This is a genomic window from Nocardia sp. NPDC004582, assembly GCF_053602115.1.
The window spans coordinates 1-15,803 of sequence record NZ_JBSGCY010000087.1; the positions used below are offsets into that span (position 1 = coordinate 1).

Annotated in this window: 19 protein-coding genes; 9 read left to right on the plus strand and 10 right to left on the minus strand. The window is 68.4% G+C overall.

Annotated elements, in window-relative coordinates; genetic code table 11:
• On the minus strand, positions 1-385 hold a 385-nt coding region (locus ACWELJ_RS22405), incomplete at its 3' end, for an SCO6745 family protein (protein ID WP_452368080.1).
• 229 nt (positions 386-614) lie between these two features.
• Here ACWELJ_RS22405 and ACWELJ_RS22410 point away from each other — a divergent pair.
• The 3 genes from ACWELJ_RS22410 (at position 615) to ACWELJ_RS22420 (ending at position 3,605) form a co-directional block, all read left to right on the plus strand.
• Complete coding sequence (locus ACWELJ_RS22410; protein WP_452368081.1) at positions 615-2,129, plus strand: APC family permease; 1,515 nt, start codon at positions 615-617, stop codon at positions 2,127-2,129.
• A gap of 70 nt (positions 2,130-2,199) precedes the next feature.
• A complete protein-coding gene (locus tag ACWELJ_RS22415) occupies positions 2,200-2,649 on the plus strand; it encodes a nucleoside deaminase (protein ID WP_452368082.1) in 450 nt (149 codons plus the stop codon).
• Positions 2,646-3,605 carry an isopenicillin N synthase family dioxygenase gene (locus ACWELJ_RS22420; RefSeq protein WP_452368083.1) on the plus strand — a complete coding sequence of 320 codons (960 nt, stop codon included), beginning with the start codon at positions 2,646-2,648 and terminating at the stop codon, positions 3,603-3,605. The genes ACWELJ_RS22415 and ACWELJ_RS22420 overlap by 4 nt, the downstream gene beginning before the upstream one ends.
• Before the next feature lie 87 nt (positions 3,606-3,692).
• Here ACWELJ_RS22420 and ACWELJ_RS22425 read toward each other — a convergent pair whose 3' ends face one another.
• Positions 3,693-4,175, minus strand: coding sequence for a nuclear transport factor 2 family protein (locus tag ACWELJ_RS22425; RefSeq protein ID WP_452368084.1), 483 nt, complete (start codon positions 4,173-4,175; stop codon positions 3,693-3,695).
• A gap of 56 nt (positions 4,176-4,231) precedes the next feature.
• Between ACWELJ_RS22425 and ACWELJ_RS22430 the strand changes: the two genes are divergently transcribed.
• Positions 4,232-5,320: an NAD(P)H-dependent amine dehydrogenase family protein gene (locus ACWELJ_RS22430; protein WP_452368085.1), complete on the plus strand. Its 1,089-nt coding sequence runs from the start codon at positions 4,232-4,234 to the stop codon at positions 5,318-5,320.
• Complete coding sequence (locus tag ACWELJ_RS22435; protein WP_452368086.1) at positions 5,317-5,805, plus strand: carboxymuconolactone decarboxylase family protein; 489 nt, start codon at positions 5,317-5,319, stop codon at positions 5,803-5,805. The genes ACWELJ_RS22430 and ACWELJ_RS22435 overlap by 4 nt, the downstream gene beginning before the upstream one ends.
• A gap of 77 nt (positions 5,806-5,882) precedes the next feature.
• On the opposite strand, the gene ACWELJ_RS22440 is transcribed toward ACWELJ_RS22435, so the two are convergent.
• From ACWELJ_RS22440 to ACWELJ_RS22450, 3 genes are read right to left on the minus strand one after another with little or no spacing between them, the layout of a single operon-like run.
• Entirely contained in the window at positions 5,883-6,110 is a 228-nt protein-coding gene (locus tag ACWELJ_RS22440) for a hypothetical protein (RefSeq protein WP_452368087.1), read from the minus strand.
• 19 nt (positions 6,111-6,129) lie between these two features.
• Entirely contained in the window at positions 6,130-7,401 is a 1,272-nt protein-coding gene (locus ACWELJ_RS22445) for an alkaline phosphatase family protein (RefSeq protein ID WP_452368088.1), read from the minus strand.
• Positions 7,401-7,550, minus strand: a complete 150-nt coding sequence (locus tag ACWELJ_RS22450; RefSeq protein ID WP_452368089.1) for a hypothetical protein — start codon at positions 7,548-7,550, stop codon at positions 7,401-7,403. Before ACWELJ_RS22450 ends, ACWELJ_RS22445 begins: the two co-directional genes overlap by 1 nt.
• Positions 7,551-7,838: 288 nt before the next feature.
• On the opposite strand from ACWELJ_RS22450, the gene ACWELJ_RS22455 reads away from it, so the two are divergent.
• Positions 7,839-8,483 carry a dihydrofolate reductase family protein gene (locus tag ACWELJ_RS22455; RefSeq protein ID WP_452368090.1) on the plus strand — a complete coding sequence of 215 codons (645 nt, stop codon included), beginning with the start codon at positions 7,839-7,841 and terminating at the stop codon, positions 8,481-8,483.
• On the opposite strand, the gene ACWELJ_RS22460 is transcribed toward ACWELJ_RS22455, so the two are convergent.
• Both ACWELJ_RS22460 and yaaA read right to left on the minus strand, forming a co-directional pair.
• On the minus strand, positions 8,484-8,876 hold the full coding sequence (locus ACWELJ_RS22460) for an ankyrin repeat domain-containing protein (protein WP_452368091.1): 393 nt from the start codon (positions 8,874-8,876) through the stop codon (positions 8,484-8,486). It abuts the gene before it with no gap.
• A gap of 24 nt (positions 8,877-8,900) precedes the next feature.
• On the minus strand, positions 8,901-9,647 hold the full coding sequence (yaaA, locus tag ACWELJ_RS22465; protein ID WP_452368092.1) for a peroxide stress protein YaaA: 747 nt from the start codon (positions 9,645-9,647) through the stop codon (positions 8,901-8,903).
• 58 nt (positions 9,648-9,705) lie between these two features.
• Between yaaA and ACWELJ_RS22470 the strand changes: the two genes are divergently transcribed.
• Positions 9,706-11,463 (plus strand): proline--tRNA ligase, encoded by a 1,758-nt coding sequence (locus ACWELJ_RS22470; RefSeq protein ID WP_452368093.1) that lies wholly within the window; start codon positions 9,706-9,708, stop codon positions 11,461-11,463.
• A gap of 406 nt (positions 11,464-11,869) precedes the next feature.
• On the opposite strand, the gene ACWELJ_RS22475 is transcribed toward ACWELJ_RS22470, so the two are convergent.
• A complete protein-coding gene (locus ACWELJ_RS22475) occupies positions 11,870-12,580 on the minus strand; it encodes a Uma2 family endonuclease (RefSeq protein ID WP_452368094.1) in 711 nt (236 codons plus the stop codon).
• 94 nt (positions 12,581-12,674) lie between these two features.
• Positions 12,675-13,007 carry an oxidoreductase gene (locus ACWELJ_RS22480; protein WP_452368095.1) on the minus strand — a complete coding sequence of 111 codons (333 nt, stop codon included), beginning with the start codon at positions 13,005-13,007 and terminating at the stop codon, positions 12,675-12,677.
• Positions 13,008-13,165: 158 nt separating this feature from the next.
• On the opposite strand from ACWELJ_RS22480, the gene ACWELJ_RS22485 reads away from it, so the two are divergent.
• Together ACWELJ_RS22485 and ACWELJ_RS22490 are read left to right on the plus strand one after the other, a co-directional pair.
• Entirely contained in the window at positions 13,166-13,849 is a 684-nt protein-coding gene (locus tag ACWELJ_RS22485) for a type 1 glutamine amidotransferase domain-containing protein (protein WP_452368096.1), read from the plus strand.
• 204 nt (positions 13,850-14,053) lie between these two features.
• Entirely contained in the window at positions 14,054-14,791 is a 738-nt protein-coding gene (locus ACWELJ_RS22490) for a dienelactone hydrolase family protein (protein ID WP_452368097.1), read from the plus strand.
• 65 nt (positions 14,792-14,856) lie between these two features.
• Here the strand turns inward: ACWELJ_RS22490 and sigJ are convergent, their stop codons facing one another.
• On the minus strand, positions 14,857-15,753 hold the full coding sequence (gene sigJ / locus ACWELJ_RS22495) for an RNA polymerase sigma factor SigJ (RefSeq protein WP_452368098.1): 897 nt from the start codon (positions 15,751-15,753) through the stop codon (positions 14,857-14,859).
• Positions 15,754-15,803: the final 50 nt, after the last annotated feature.

Sequence of the window (15,803 nt, forward strand, 5' to 3'; positions counted from 1 at the left end):
CTATGCGTCTTGGGTAACCCCTACACCTGTTACGCCGCGTTAGCGGCCGCCCGCATCGCGTCCTGGGCGAGGTACTGGGCCAGCTGGCGCGCAGCACCGCGGCGGCGGCGATGGTGCGGGTGGCGACGGCCGCGTCGGGGGTGGCGAAGCCCCAGGCGTCCGGCAGCGCGCGCCGGACCATCGCGGGATGGAAGTTGTAGAAGGTGGCCTCCACGACGCCGGGTCCGACCGCGCCGAACGGGGCCGAGCGGGTGGCGAAGTAGCCCATCCAGAAGCCGCGCAGGCCAACGGCTTTGTTGGCGGCGATGCAGTCCGCGGCGAAGTAGGTGACGGCGTGCAGGGGTTCCAGCACGCGCCACAGGTCGCGGGCGAAGGCGTTGTCCATGCGCTCACTGTAGCGGCTGAATACAGTTAACTGAAGTCAGGTTGACCGAGGCGGTGCGCCGCTCGCCTGACGATTTGTAAAGGGCTGGACGGTCTTTCGGTTCGACTGTAAGAGTAGTGACCTGGGTCACATCATTGGTCGGTCGCGGTAACTCCGTTTCATATCCGTGCAACATTCCCGACCGCACAATTCCTCGCAGGTCATCGACCAGAGATAGAGGAGTTGCACCATGGAACCGAGTACGCCCGTAGCGATTTCGGGAGAATCCGGCGAATCCGAACCCGGAGTGTCGCGGCTCAAACCCAATGTGGTGGGTCTGCTCGGCGTGGTGTTCATGGCCGTCGCGACGGCCGCGCCCATCACCGCCATGACCGGCAATGTGCCGTTCATGATGTCGGCGGGCAGCGGAATCGGCACGCCCGCGGCCTTTCTGATCGCGATGGTGGTGCTCGCGGTGTTCACCGTGGGATTCACCACCATGGCCAAGCACATCACCGCCACCGGCGCGTTCTACGGATTCATCTCCTTCGGGCTGGGTCGCACCGCGGGGCTGGCGGCCGGATTGCTGGCGGCCTTCGCCTACATGGTGTTCGAGCCGTCGCTGATCGGCATCTTCTCCAGCTTCGCCCACAACACGGTGCACGATCAGCTCGGAAAAGACGTGCCCTGGTGGGTTTTCGCGATCCTCATGCTGGCCGTCAACGCGGTGGGCACCTGGTTCGGCGTCGCGCTGGCCGAACGCCTGCTGGTGGTCCTGCTCGCCACCGAGGTCACGGTGCTGTTCATCATGGCCGTGTCGGTGCTGCTGCACGGCGGCGGCCCCGACGGCCTGTCCCTGGCGCCCATCAACCCCGTCAACGCCTTCCACGGCCCGTCAGCGGGTCTGGGACTGTTCTTCGCGTTCTGGTCGTGGGTCGGATTCGAGTCGACCGCCATGTACGGCGAGGAATCCAAGGATCCGAAGCGAATCATCCCGCGCGCCACCATGATCGCGGTGCTGGGCGTCGGCGCCTTCTACCTGTTCGTGTCCTGGATGGCGATCTCGGGCAGCGGCGGGGACCAGGCCATGGCGCTGGCCGCGTCGGACAATCCGATGAACGTGTTCTTCGCGCCCACCGAACGCTATGTCGGGCACTGGGCGGTCGACGCCATGCAGTGGCTGATGGTGAGCGGTTCGCTGGCCTGCGGCATGGCTTTCCACAATTGCGCCGCCCGCTACCTGTTCGCGCTCGGCCGCGAAGGCGTGGTGCCGGTGCTGCGGCGCACCATCGGCACGGCCCATCCCGGGCACGGTTCGCCGCACATCGCGGGCCTGGTGCAGACCGCCGTCGCGGCGCTGCTGGTGCTGGCGTTCGGGCTCGCCGGCAAGGATCCGTACGCGGGCCTGTACACCCTGCTCGCGGTGCTGGGCACCATGGCGATCCTGATCGTCCAGGCCACCTGCTCGTTCGCGGTGATCGCCTACTTCCGCGCCAATCATCCCGAGAGCCGCCACTGGTTCCGCACGCTGGTGGCCCCGCTGATCGGCGGGGTGGCGATGCTCGGCGTGGTGCTGCTGCTGGTCCTCAATATGGACACCGCGGCCGGGACCGAGGCCGGGTCGATGATTCTGAAGGCGACGCCGTACCTGGTCGCCGCGGTCGCCCTCGCGGGTCTCGGCTACGCCGCCTATCTGCGCCGCACCGACCCCGCCCGGTACGCGCTGCTGGGCCGCACAGTGCTCGAGGAATCGCACGAGCGCTGAGCGCGGGCGCTCGAGTTCAGCACAGCGCGGGCGCTCGTGTCGGGACGCGGGCGGTGGCAGCATGGTCGGCATGATCAATGCGCGGGATCTGCTGGCCACCGCCTACGACGAGGCGCGGCTCGGGCTGCGGGAGGGCGGGATCCCGATCGGGGCGGCCCTTTTCGACAGCACCGGCACCCTGCTCGGCCGCGGCCGCAACCGCCGCGTCCAGCACGACGACCCGAGCGTGCACGCCGAGACCGACGCCTTCCGCAATGCCGGCCGCCGCCGCGACTATCGCGACACCATCATGGTCACCACGCTGTCCCCGTGCTGGTACTGCAGCGGCCTGGTCCGCCAGTTCGGCATCGGCGCGGTCATCGTGGGGGAGTCGCGGACCTTCACCGGCGGCCACGAGTGGCTTGCCGCGCACGGGGTTTCGGTCACCGTGCTCGACGATCCGGCCTGCGTGGACATGATGACGCGATTCATCGCCGAACGCCCCGACCTGTGGAACGAGGACATCGGAGTGCCGCGATGACGCCCATCGCGACCGTCGATGTGGACCGCTGGCGTGCGGGCGGCGATGCCGCGGCGGGAGTGCTGCGCGAGGTGGACGCGGGCCTGCAGCGTGCCGGATTCCTGCTGGTGCGCGGACACGGTGTGCCGCACGGACTTCCGGGTGACCTGCGCGCGGCCGCCCGCCGCTTCTTCGCGCTGCCGCCCGCGGTGAAGCAGCGTTACGCGGTGTCGGTCGGCGGCCGCGGCTGGATCGCCCCCGGCCTGGAGGCCAACGGCTACGCCGAGGGCACCGTGACGCCGCCGGATCTGAAGGAGACCTTCGCGGTCGGCGCGGACACCCGCACCGGCGACCCGCGCGTGGACCGGGTCTGGTTCCTCGACAACGTCTGGCCGGAGGAAGTGAGCGAACTGCGGGAGTTGCTGCTCGCCTACACCGCCGCCGTGCGCGTCCTGTCCGACGAACTGCTGGCCCTGTTCGCCGCCGCACTCGGCCTGCCGCACAACCCTTTCGAGAGCCTCGCGGCCCGGCCCACCTGGACCTGCAATATCAATCACTACCCGCCGCTGACCGAGATCGGCGCGCCCGAACCGGGCCAGTTCCGCATCGGCCCGCACACCGACTTCGGCACCGTCACCGTCCTGGACCGGGAACCCGGCGCGGGCGGTCTGCAGGTCTACACCGACGCCGGCGGCTGGGCCGACGCACCCTACGACCCCGACGCGCTCACCGTGAACATCGGTGACCTGCTGGCCTATTGGAGCGGCCACCGCTGGCCCGCGGGTCGTCACCGCGTCCTGCCGCCGCAGACTGCCGCACCCGAGGAAGACCTGGTCTCGCTGATCTACTTCTACGAACTCGACCACGACGCCCGGGTGGCGCCGCTGGACCCGCCGATCGGCCGCGTCTCCGGTCTGGCCCCGGTCGTCTCCGCCGAGTTCCTGCGCACTCGATTGGACGCGATCACCCTGGGCTGACGACCATCCGCGTCGGCGGTACTACCGGGCCTCTCCGGCCGTGCCCAATGGCCGGCGGTGAGCGCCTGGCCGGGCAGCTCGGCGGCGCTATCGGGCTTCTCCGGCCGGCGCCCAGCGGTTGGCGGTGAGGGCGTAACCGGGCAGCTCGGCGGTCGACATCTTGGACTCGTAGATGCGCTGGTAGCCGGTGCTGGCGATGCGCCACACGCCGTCCTCGTGGCGGTAGGTGTCGTGGTAGTAGGCCGCGCCGCGGATCAGCAGGCCGTAGTCGGCGGCGATGACCGTGTCCTCCAGACACCAGCTGCCCGAGGCGGTGTCGCCGTCCACGGTGATCTCCGGGTGGTTGGCGACGTGCACGGTGATGATGTTGCCGCTCAGTGCGCCCCGCATGTAGTCGACGATCTGGTCGCGGCTGGTGAACTGCGCGGGCAGCCCGCCCGACGGTGAACCGTAGGAGCCGACGATGTCGGTGCACAGCGTGTCCGCGAACTCGTCCCACTGCTTGAGGTCGAGGGTGCGCAGATAGCGGTACTTGAGTGCGCGAATCGATTCGAGTGCTGCGAAATCCATACCGCAATGTAGCCGAATCGGACACCTACCTACCAAGCGTTTGCTACGTTTCGGACATGATTTCCACCCTGGTCTGGGGCACGGGCAATGTCGGCCGTGCGGCCATCCGGGCCGTCTCGGCGCACCCCGAACTGGAGCTGACCGGCGTTCTGGTCCACAATCCGGACAAGGTCGGCCGCGACGCCGGCACGCTCGCCGGATTGGACACCGAACTGGGGGTAGCGGCCGTCGACGACATCGACGCCGCGCTGGCCGCGGGCCCGCGCGCGGTGGTGTACGCCGCCTCCGGTGACATCCGCCCCGACGACGCCGTCGCCGATATCGAACGCGCCCTGCGGGCCGGGGCCGTCGTGGTCACCCCCGCCCTGTACCCGCTCTACGACCACCGCAACGCGCCCGCCGAACTGCGCGACCGGGTCAGCGCCGCCGCCACCGAAGGCGGTGGCGCGCTGTTCGTCTCGGGCATCGACCCGGGCTGGGGCAACGACATCCTGCCGCTGCTGATGAGCGGTCTGGGCAGCACCGTGGATGTGCTGCGCTGCCAGGAGATCTTCGACTACACCACCTACGACCAGCCCGATTCGGTGCGCTACCTGGTCGGCATGGGCCAGCCCATGGACTATCAGCCACCCATGCTGGCGCCGACCATCCCGACCATGGTGTGGGGCGGGCAGATTCGGCTCATCGCGCGCGGACTCGGCGTGGCGCTCACCGACATTCGCGAGGTGGTGGAGCGTCGTCCCCTCACCGAGTCCGTGGAGACCGAGCTGATGGGCAAATTCGACGCGGGCACCCAGGGCGCGGTGCGCTTCGAGGTGCAGGGCATCGTCGACGGCAGCCCGCGCATCGTCATCGAGCACGTCACCCGCATCCACGCGAGCTGCGCCCCCGACTGGCCGCAGCCGCCCAGCGGCGCGGGCGCGCACCGGGTGATCATCGAGGGCCGCCCCCGCATCGAGATCACCGTGCAGGCCACCGACGAGGACGGCAATCACTCCGCAGGCGGAAACGCCACGGCGGTGGGCAGATTGGTGAACGCGCTCCCGTGGCTGGCCACCGCGGCACCCGGTTTGTACGACGCACTCGATGTGCCGCTGCCGTTCGGCACTCTCGGAAGACCGCAACTGTCAAAGGAGCCCGCATGATCATCGACATTCCCGAGGGCAAGGATCCCATCGGCTACGTCTGGGGCGAGATGGTCCCCGGCATCGGTGTGGCGGCCTCCAATTTCTCGCTGGCCGTGTACTCGCACAGCACCCTGGGCCTGCGCGAGTTCGAGGCCGCGCGGCTGCGCATCGCCCAGATCAACGGCTGCCTGTTCTGCCTGGACTGGCGCACCGACCGCGAGGGCGAGAAGGTCGAGGAGTCCTTCGCCGACGACGTCACCAACTGGCGCACCACCGCGAACTTCGACGACCGCGTCCGCCTGGCCGCCGAATACGCCGAGGTCTACGCCCTCGACCACCACTCGCTCGACGACGAGTTCTTCGAGCGGATGAAGAAGCACTACACCGACGCCGAGATCGTGGAACTGTCCATGTGCCTGGGCTCCTGGCTGGCCTTCGGCCGCCTCAATCACGTGCTCGGCCTGGACGCGGTCTGCGTGCTGCCCGGCCATTCCGCGCAGTAGTCGCGCCCCGTACCCCGAGGTCGACCCGGCCGGGTTGTCGTCCGCCCCTGCGCGGCGACACCCCGGCCGGATCGGCCTCAGTTCTTCTTGTCGAACACATCCGTCCCGAACCGCGGCAGGCCCGGGGCGGCCGCGTAGCCGAGGTAGGGCAGCCCGAACTCGTCCTCGATGCCGGCAGCTTCCGCCCTGGCATTGGCGATATCCGCGTCGATGCTGGCGCCGGAGTGGAGTGTGACGTAGGCGAAGTTCGGCGTCGTATCCGCCTTGGCCGGATCACCTTTCAGCGCCCCCCCCAGATCGACCATCTGGATTCCTTGTGTCCCGTCAAACGCTCCACCCCGCCGACGCCGCGAGTTTGCGCAGAATATTCCACTGCTCGTAGTCGGCCGCCACCGGTGTATTGCACGATCCCGGCGTGACCCCGGGGACATTCCATTGCGGGGCATCGAGGTTCGGTGCGGCGGTGAAGTCGAGGACTTCGGCGATATTGCGGGCCGCGGCGTCACGCGGGGTCAAAGACGGCAGCCCCCACCGCCATTCGATGGCTTTCAACACCGAAGTGTGGTCGTACACCTGGTGTGCGACGTGCCCGCGGCGCGCTCGCGGTGAGATCACCAAGCAGGGCACCCGGAATCCGCGCAGCCCCCAGTCCGGGTTGGCGTCGGGTGCGACTTGCGGCGGTACATGGTCGAAGAAGCCGCCCCACTCGTCGTAATTGATGATCAGCAGCGTGCGCGACCAGGCCGGACCCGTGGTGACGGCCCGATACACCTGGTTCAGAAACGCCTGCCCGGCACGGATATCGGCGTGCGGATGGTCATCGGCCGAGGTCCCGGAGTCCTCGCCGAGGAACTTCGGATCGACCAGCGATACCGCCGGCAATGTGCCCGCCGCGCAGTCGGCCAGGAAGCTGGGGAACCGGCGGCTGATGGACAGATACTTCGTGCCCCACAGCGCGACGAACGGGACATCGGAGAAGTAATACCGGCCCGGAATTCCGGTCGCCGCCAGGCGATCCCAGATGGTCGGCAAGGTGGACACGGTCATCGCATTGTGGATGCGGTCGGTTCGAGCGGCGTGCTGATAGATGCGATTGGGCGTGGTCTCGGCCATGATCGCCGCGAAATATCGGTCACACACCGTCCAGGCGGGCGCGGCCTTGCCGTAGAACCCGAGATCGTCCTGCCCGTAATAGCCGATCGAGAATTCGTCATTGTTCCCGGCCCGCAGCCACCCGTCGCACGCGCCATCGTTGAACGCGACGCGACCCCCGTCGAAGGAGTGGTCGGGATCGTTGTACTGGCAGCCCTGTGTCGTCGGCAGATGGAACGTACCGCGCGACTTGCCATTCCGATCGCCGAACGACAGCCCCGCCTGCCTGCCATCGGCCCCCGGCAGCCACCCCAGGTAATGATCGAACGACCGATTCTCCATCATCACCACGATGATGTGGTCGATCCCGCTCTCCCCGGGCGCGGGCATCGCCGCGCTCTCCGGCGTACAACCCACCGTCGACCCCACCACGGCCCCCAGCGCGAGAGCCCCGGCCCCCGCCAGCACGGTCCGCCGCCTGGCGGTCCCCCGAACGATTCCCATCACGAATTATGAATCGCGGGAACCCCGATCACCGTTGACTTGGCGATACCGGCCGCATTCGGAGAATCCCACGCCTTCCCCACCTCGTGCCAGACCGCGACGAACAGGGCCAGGAAGAGGAGCAGGCCGATCAGCACGCCGAGCAGCACCGCCAGGACATCGCCGACCCTCGAAGGCGTAGCGCCCTCGTCGTTTCCGGGCGGTTCGGCGGACTGTTCGGGATCTGTTCTGCCGCTTGGTATCACCGGATCGACAGTATCGGCCGTGGGTGCGGGGCTCATGCCGTCGGAATCATGGGGATGCGGTGTCGGGCCGGATCGTCGGGCTCAGGTGCCGCCCGCAGCCTCGCGCCGGGCGACTTCTTCGTAGGCGGCGGTCAACTCCGCGAGGATACAGTCGGAAACTGATTGCAGATCGCAACCAGAAAGGGCTGTTCGATGACGCAGATGGTCCGGGTCCACAACTTCAACCTCTCGAGCGACGGCTACGGGGCCGGTCACGGCCAGAGCTTCGAGCGTCCCTTCGGCGATGCCGACGCGACCGCGCTGTTCTCCTGGTCCGGGGCCACCGCCCACGCCCCCACCCGCACCGAGCCGGGCGGCACCTACGGCCTCGACGACTACTGCACCCGGGAATGGCATCGCAATATCGGCGCGGAGATCATGGGGCGCAACAAGTTCGGACCGCAGCGCGGTCCCTGGGAGAACTACGAGTGGGAGGGCTGGTGGGGTGCGGAGCCGCCCTTCGGCACCCCGGTTTTCGTTCTCACCCACCACGTGCGGCCGTCGATCACCCGGGGCGCCACCACCTTCCATTTCCTGGACGCCACCCCGAAGGAGGCCCTGGCCTTGGCCCTCGAGGCCGCCGACGGCAAGGACGTCCGCATCGGCGGCGGCGTGGCCACGGTCCGGGAATTCCTCGAAGCCGACCTCATCGATCAGCTGCACGTGGCCGTCGCCCCGGTCGAATTCGGCCACGGCGAACGCCTGTGGACCACACCGGACGAACTCACCGACCGCTTCGAGCTGGAGCGCATCCCCAGCCCGAGCGGTGTGACCCACCATTTCTTCTGGCGGAAGTGACTACTTGCCGAACAGGGCCAGATACTTGGTCTGGCCGAACATCTCGGCGGCGTCGCGGGCGGACGGGCTGCCCGCGTTCGGGTCGGCTCCGGCGGCGAGGAGAGCGTTCACGATCTCGTCGGAGCCCTTGAAAACCGCTCCGGACAGCGGGGTCTGGCCCTTGTCGTTGCCGAAGTTGGGGTCGGCCTCGCGGTCCAGCAGGACGGTGACCGCGTCGGCGTGGGAGTAGTAGGCGGCGAGCATGAGCAGGGTGTCGCCGTTGTCGTTGGTGAGGTTCACCGGGACGCCGGCGTCGAGGTAGGCGGCCAGGGTGGCGGCGTCGCCGGTGCGGGCGAGGTCGAAGATCTTGCTCGCGAGTTCGAGGACCTCGGGGGAGAGCTCGTTGGGTTCCACCCGGCCACTCTATCGAGGCCGCCGTCAGTTGGTGATGATGAGCAGCTCGGTCGGGGACGCGATCTCGGTGCGCAGACCGGCCTTCTCGGCGACCTTGGCCAGCGCGCCGATGGTGGCCGGCTCGGAGCGGGTCAGCACCAGGGCGCGAGCCAGCAGGCCCTTGTGGTGTTTGTTGAAGTGGCTCACCACGGTTCGGGAACCGTCGGGGCGTTCGGTGAGCACGGTGGCGGTGACCGCGCCGGGGATGCGGCCCAGGTTCTGGTAGGTGCCCGAGCGCAGATCCACCACCAGCTGCCCGGCCGCCTCGGCGCGCAACGCCTCCGGCAGTACCGGCTTCCACAGCGATTGCAGCGTCGGCAGTCCCGGCAGCTTGGAGCCGCCCGAGAGCCGGTAGGCCGGAATCGGGTCACCCGCGCGCACCACGCCGAACAATGCCGAACCGATGCCGAGGCGGGCTTCGGCCTTGGCGCGCTGTGCCTTCGTGAAGCCCGCGGCGTCCAGCGCGTCGTACAGCACGCCGGTGTACCGGTCCAGGGCCGGGCGGGTGGCGGAGGTGCGCAGGGCGGCGTTGCGGGCGATCTCCGCGTCAGCCCCCTTGCCCAGCCCGAGCGCGGCCCGGGAGGCGTCGGGGTCGGCGGCCAATCCGATGACTTCGGTGACCAGTTTGTCGCGCACCGCCGTGAGCTGCGGCATCGCGAGGGAATCCAGGTCCAGGGGACCACCCGACCCGCCGTCGGACTTGGTTTCTGAGGGAGGCAGCAGCACCAGCACGAGCCAACACGGTAATGCCTTGGGAACTGTTCGCTAGCAGCGGCTACTCTGTTGAGCCGTGATCACCCGCCTCTCCCACCTGTTCCTGCGCACCCTGCGCGACGATCCCGCCGACGCGGAGGTGCCCAGCCACAAGCTGCTGGTGCGTGCCGGTTACGTGCGCCGCATCGCGCCCGGCGTCTACTCGTGGCTGCCGCTCGGCCTGCGCACGCTGCGCAAGGTCGAGGACGTGGTCCGGGCGGAGATGAACGCCATCGGCGCGCAGGAGATCTCGCTGCCGGCCCTGCTGCCGCGCGAGCCCTACGAGACCACCAACCGCTGGACCGAGTACGGCGACGGCCTGTTCCGGCTCAAGGACCGCAAGGGCCAGGACTACCTGCTCGGCCCCACCCACGAGGAGCTGTTCGCGCTCACCGTGAAGGGTGAGTACAACTCGTACAAGGATCTGCCGGTCACGCTGTACCAGATCCAGACCAAGTACCGCGACGAGGGCCGTCCGCGCGCGGGCATCCTGCGCGGGCGCGAGTTCGTCATGAAGGACTCCTACTCCTTCGACCTCGACGAGGACGGGCTGAAGAACAGCTACAACGCCCACCGCGAGGCCTACCAGAAGATCTTCGACCGGCTCGGCGTGAAGTACGTGATCGTGGCCGCCACCTCGGGTGCCATGGGCGGTTCGGCGTCGGAGGAGTTCCTGGCCGACAGCCCCGTCGGCGAGGACACCTACGTCATCTGCCGCGAGTCCGGCTACGCCGCGAACGTGGAGGCCGTGGTCACCGCCGCACCGCCCGCCATCGCCATCGAGGGCCAGGCCGACGCCGTCGTCCACGACACCCCCGACACGCCCACCATCGCCACCCTGGTGGACTGGGCGAACGGCGCGGGTATCGACAAGACGCTGGGCCGTGAGGTCACCGCCGCCGACACCCTCAAGAACGTCATGGTCAAGCTGGTCTACCCCGACGGCAAGACCGAACTGCTCGGCATCGGCATCCCCGGCGACCGCGAGGTCGACGAGAAGCGCCTGGAGGCGTCGGTCGAGCCCGCCGCGGTGGAGCTGCTCGACGAGGCCGATTTCAAGGCCAACCCCTTCCTGGTGAAGGGCTACATCGGCCCGAAGGCGCTGCTCGACAACGGTATCCGCTACCTGGTCGACCCCCGCGTGGTGTCCGGCACCAGCTGGATCACCGGCGCCGACGAGCCCGGCAAGCACTATGTCGGCCTGGTCTCCGGTCGTGACTTCACCGCCGACGGCACCATCGAGGCCGCCGAGGTCCGCGACGGCGACCCCTCGCCCGACGGCCGCGGCGTGCTCGAGGCAGCGCGCGGCATCGAGATCGGCCACATCTTCCAGCTGGGCCAGAAGTACACCGACGCCTTCCAGGTGGATGTCCTCGGTGAGAACGGCAAGCCGGTCCGCCTCACCATGGGCTCCTACGGTGTCGGCGTCTCCCGCATGGTCGCGGTCCTGGCCGAGCAGAAGCATGACGAGAAGGGCCTGCGCTGGCCCCGCGAGGTCGCCCCGTTCGACGTCCACGTCGTCATCGCCAACAAGGACGAGGCCGCCCGCGCGGGCGCCGAACAGGTTGCCGCCGAACTGGATTCGCTCGGCTTCGAGGTCCTCCTCGACGACCGCACCGCGTCCCCCGGCGTGAAGTTCAAGGACGCCGAACTCCTCGGCATGCCCTACATCGTCGTGGTCGGCCGAGGCTGGGCCGAAGGCAAGATCGAACTCCGCGACCGCTTCGCCGGCACCGCCGAGGAACTCCCCGCCGACTCCGCCGTCGCCACCGTGGCGGCCAAGATCCGCGGCTGACCTGCCGAACCCCGAAGTGGCGCATCACCTCCCGGTGATGCGCCACTTCTGTATGCAGACCTCGCGCGTATGCAGACCTCGCGAATCGATCGGAATCCACCGCCGGAGTCCGGCCCGGCCAGAATAGGAACAGTTGGCGAATCACCAGGTAGATCCTGGGGCGATCGAAGAATGCCGGATAAACTCCGTACCTGGCGTGACCCCCTCCCCGCTCCACGCACTCCCGATTTCGTCAGGTTCGATCCCGAATCCTTGAAGGGGACCCGATGCGGCGCAAACTCGGAGACGCCGGCTGGATCCTGCTCGGCGCGGCCCTCGGCCTCCTGATCGCCCTGGTAGCCGCCCTCCTGGTCCTGCGCGTCATCACCGATGGCGCGGCCGACATCAACGGCATGCCCGCCACCGATCAGAATTCGATTTCCGCCCAGGCGATGTGGATCGGGAAGGGATGGCCGAAGGCGATGGCGGTCGAAGTGCCGGAATCCCACTCGCCCGCGACGATGTAGTTGGCGGGTCGCAGCGACGTCACCCCATCGGGCAGGCTGGCATGGCCGGTCTCGAGGCCGTAGGCGCGAATCGTGGCGATGCGCCGCGGGTCTCGGCCGAGGATGACTTCCCAGTACCAGGGGATGCCCGCCCCCGCGTACCGCGCCTTCTTCGCCTCGATGTCGCGTTCTGTGTTCGACGGTGACAGCACTTCACCGGCAATGAGTACGTCGGTCGCGCGAATGTCCTGATAATCCTGCTCGGGACACCGGTAGACCAGGAAATCCGGCGTGACGAAATCGGATTTCCCGGTCGCGCCGAAGAAGATGGTCGTCTCGGTCGATGCTCGCCAGCAGTGCTGAGGCTGTGCCGCCATGGTTTCGCGGGCGCATCGCCGCAGCGCATTGCGCAGCTCCACCGAATAGTCCTGATGCTCGGCCGGGCCCCTGCGGACCCACACGACCCGCCCCTCCCACAACTCGATCTGCCCGGCGATCTCAACGGGCAGCTTCTCGAGTTCCTCCCATGTCATGAACTGCGGAAGGTCGGGTCGCTCGACGGGCGGGGTCGGCATATCGGCCATGCTACCGAGACCCTGCCGCGATCCAAGGCGTCGCTCGCCGCTCGTCATGAACCCCCTGATGGCCTCCGTTTCACGAGAATTCGGTGCCGTGCGGGCGTGCGGATTGTCCGCCGCGCGGGCTCGGGTCAGCGCGTCGAAGTGGTCAGGGCGGCGCGGGTGGTGAGTGGTTGATCTGCATCCACACCCGCGCCCCGCCGCTCTTGGCCGCGTCGGCCCACTGCCGGAATGGTTCCAGCGGCGAATCCTGGTCGAGGACGACGCCGCCCGGCCCGGTCAGCGCCTCCGCGTGCACCATGACGTTGCCGGTGATGATCAGCCCGACCCCGCCGCGGCTCCAGCGCCGGTACAGCTGGAACAGGGCCCGGTCGGGGAGTTGGCCGGATGCGGCCATGTTCTCCTCCATCGCCGCCTTGACCAGCCGGTTCGGCAGCGTGACGCCGTTGGGTAGCGTGAACGGTTCGAAGACCGGTGACATCAGCTCTGCTCCTGAACGCGGTATGTTTACGTTGCTAACATGAGGCTAGGAGCGGGTTGTGAGCAGTGTCAACATTCATGGGGAGTGGCTACCGTCACGGCGATCCGCGCGCCCGTCCGACGTAGTCGAATGATCCACGACCAGAAGGGGTTTCGAGCATGTCCAAGCGCATCCTGAATGTCGTCACCAATGTCGGCCACTACGACGATCCGTCCCATCCGACCGGTCTGTGGCTGTCCGAGCTCACCCACGCCTGGCAGGTCTTCGACCAGCACGGCTTCGATCAAACCCTGGTCAGCCCCGCGGGCGGGCCGTGCCCGCTGGAACCGCGGTCGCTGAAGTTCCCCAGCTACGACCGCACCGCGAAGGCCTGGCACGCCGACCCGGCCCGGATGGCCTGGCTGGAGAAGACCGCCGCCCCCGGCGAGATCGATGCGGCCGATTACGACGCCATCTACTTCACCGGCGGCCACGCCGTCATGTACGACTTCCCCGACAGCGAAGGCCTGCAACGCATCACCCGCGAGATCTTCGAACGCGGCGGCATCGTCTCCTCGGTCTGCCACGGCTACTGCGGCCTGCTCAACACCCGGCTCTCCGACGGCTCCTACCTGGTCGAGGGTCGTAAGCTCACCGGATTCGCCTGGCAGGAGGAGGTTCTCGCGCGCGTGGACAAACTGGTGCCCTACAACGCCGAGGCGGAGATGAAGAAGCGCGGCGCCCGCTACCAGAAGGCGATGCTGCCGTTCGTCTCCTACACCGTGGTCGACGGCAACCTGGTGACCGGCCAGAATCCCGGGTCGGCGAAGGAGACCGCGAAGAAGGTCGCCGCCCTGCTGTGACCGCGTCGGCGCCCGCCGGAAAACCCCTGCTGGAAAACCCTTTGACGTCCTGGACGGCCACTGTTACTTTTCCGGGGACCGTGCTGGAGACCAAGGAGGTGATACCCGTGAACGCAGTATCGACATGGGTGCTCCCCTCCGGAGTCATGGTCGGGCGATAGGTCGTCCGGGAGCGCCGTTCTGTGCACTCCGAAAGGCACGACCATGCATTTCATTTCCGAACAGCGTCTCGATGACGACAGCGTCCTCGAGCGCCACTTCACTCTCGGCGAGATCCCCGGCATCCTGTGGACGCCCACGGCGGTCTCCGCGCCGATGCCCCTGATCCTGCTCGGTCATTCCGCCGCCGGGCTGGAGACGATGTATCCGCGATTGCTGGGCAGGGCTCGGCATTCCGTGGCGGAGGGCTATGCGGCGGCCGCCCTCGAGATCCCCGGCAGTGGTGTGCGGCCCCGGCTCGCGGGTGTCGATCAGGCCCGCGCGGATCTGCGGCGGGCGCTGCGGGCCGGTGAGCCGGTCACCGACGATATCGTCGACCGCCTCGTCCTCCCGCTGGTGGACCAGGCGGTTCCGGAATGGCGGGCCGCCCTGGACGCGCTCCTGGACCTGCCCGAGATCGGCGGCCCGGTCGGGTATTCGGGCGGGGTGATCTCCATCGGCACCCGGTTGGCGGTGGTCGAGCCGCGGATCGAGGCCGCGGTCCTGTTCGCGGGGAGCTTCGTGCCCCGGGCCATCATGGCGGAGGCTCGTCAGGTCACCATTCCGCTGCACGTCCTGTTGCAGTGGGACGACGAGGGGAACGACCGGCAGATGGCCCTGGACCTGTTCGACGCGTTCGGATCGAAGGAGAAGACGCTGAACGCCAATATGGGCGGCCACACCGGTGTGCCGCAGTTCGCGGGTGAGGCGGCGAACCGCTTCTTCGCCCGGCATCTGAAGTAGGGCAGGGTCGTTCGGGCCGGCGGCCCGTGCCGCCGGCCCACCGGCCGGATCAACTTCAGACGCCGTCAGGCGCGCCCGGATGTCCAGGGCCGCAGCTTCTCCGGATTCCGGATCACCCAGATGCGGGTGATCCGCCCGTCGGCGATGTCGAAGGCGTAGACCGAGACGACGGTGCCGTCGAGTTCGGCGACCAGTCCGGGCTGTCCGTTGACGGTCCGCTCGATCAGCGTCATCGGAACTCCGCGGGCGGCGATCTCCATCCACGCCTGGGCGATCCGGTCCCGGCCGATGATCGGTTCGAGGAACGCCAGCGCGCGGCCGCCGCCGTCGGCCGTGGCGGTCGCGTGCGGGTCGAGCAGCCCGATGAGCGCCTCGATATCCTGTGTCTCCCAAGCCCGTTTGAAGTCCCGGACCACGTCGGCGCGTTCGCCGCCGGTCGGCGCGCGGGAGGTGTCGATGCGGCGGCGCGCACTGGAGGCGAGCTGGCGGCAGGCGGCGGGGGAGCGGCCGACGATCTCGGCGACCTCGGCGAAGGAGTAGCGGAACACGTCGTGCAGGACGAAGGCGACCCGTTCGGCGGGCGTCATGGAGTCCAGCACGACCAGAAAGGCCATGCTGATCGACTCGTCGAGGGTGACCCGGTCGGCCGGATCGGCGGGGGAGAGGCCGTCCAGCCAGTCGGCGCGGCCGGGCACCGGCTCCGGAATCCATTCGCCCACATAGCGTTCCCGCCGGGCACGCGCCGACCCGAGCAGATCCAGGCAGATCCGGCTGGCGACGGTGGTCAGCCACGCGCCCGGCGTCTCGATCTCCTGCCGCCGCGGCTCGGTGAGCGCGTACCAACGCGCGTAGGTCTCCTGCACCACGTCCTCCGCCTCGGCCAGCGACCCGAGCAGCCGGTAGGCGAGGTTGATCAGCTGGCGGCGTTCGTTCATCACCGCGGGCAGCTGCGGGTCGGTCATGGTCGGCTCCTTCGGTCTGCGTGCTCTTACCGATATCGACGATTCGGCGA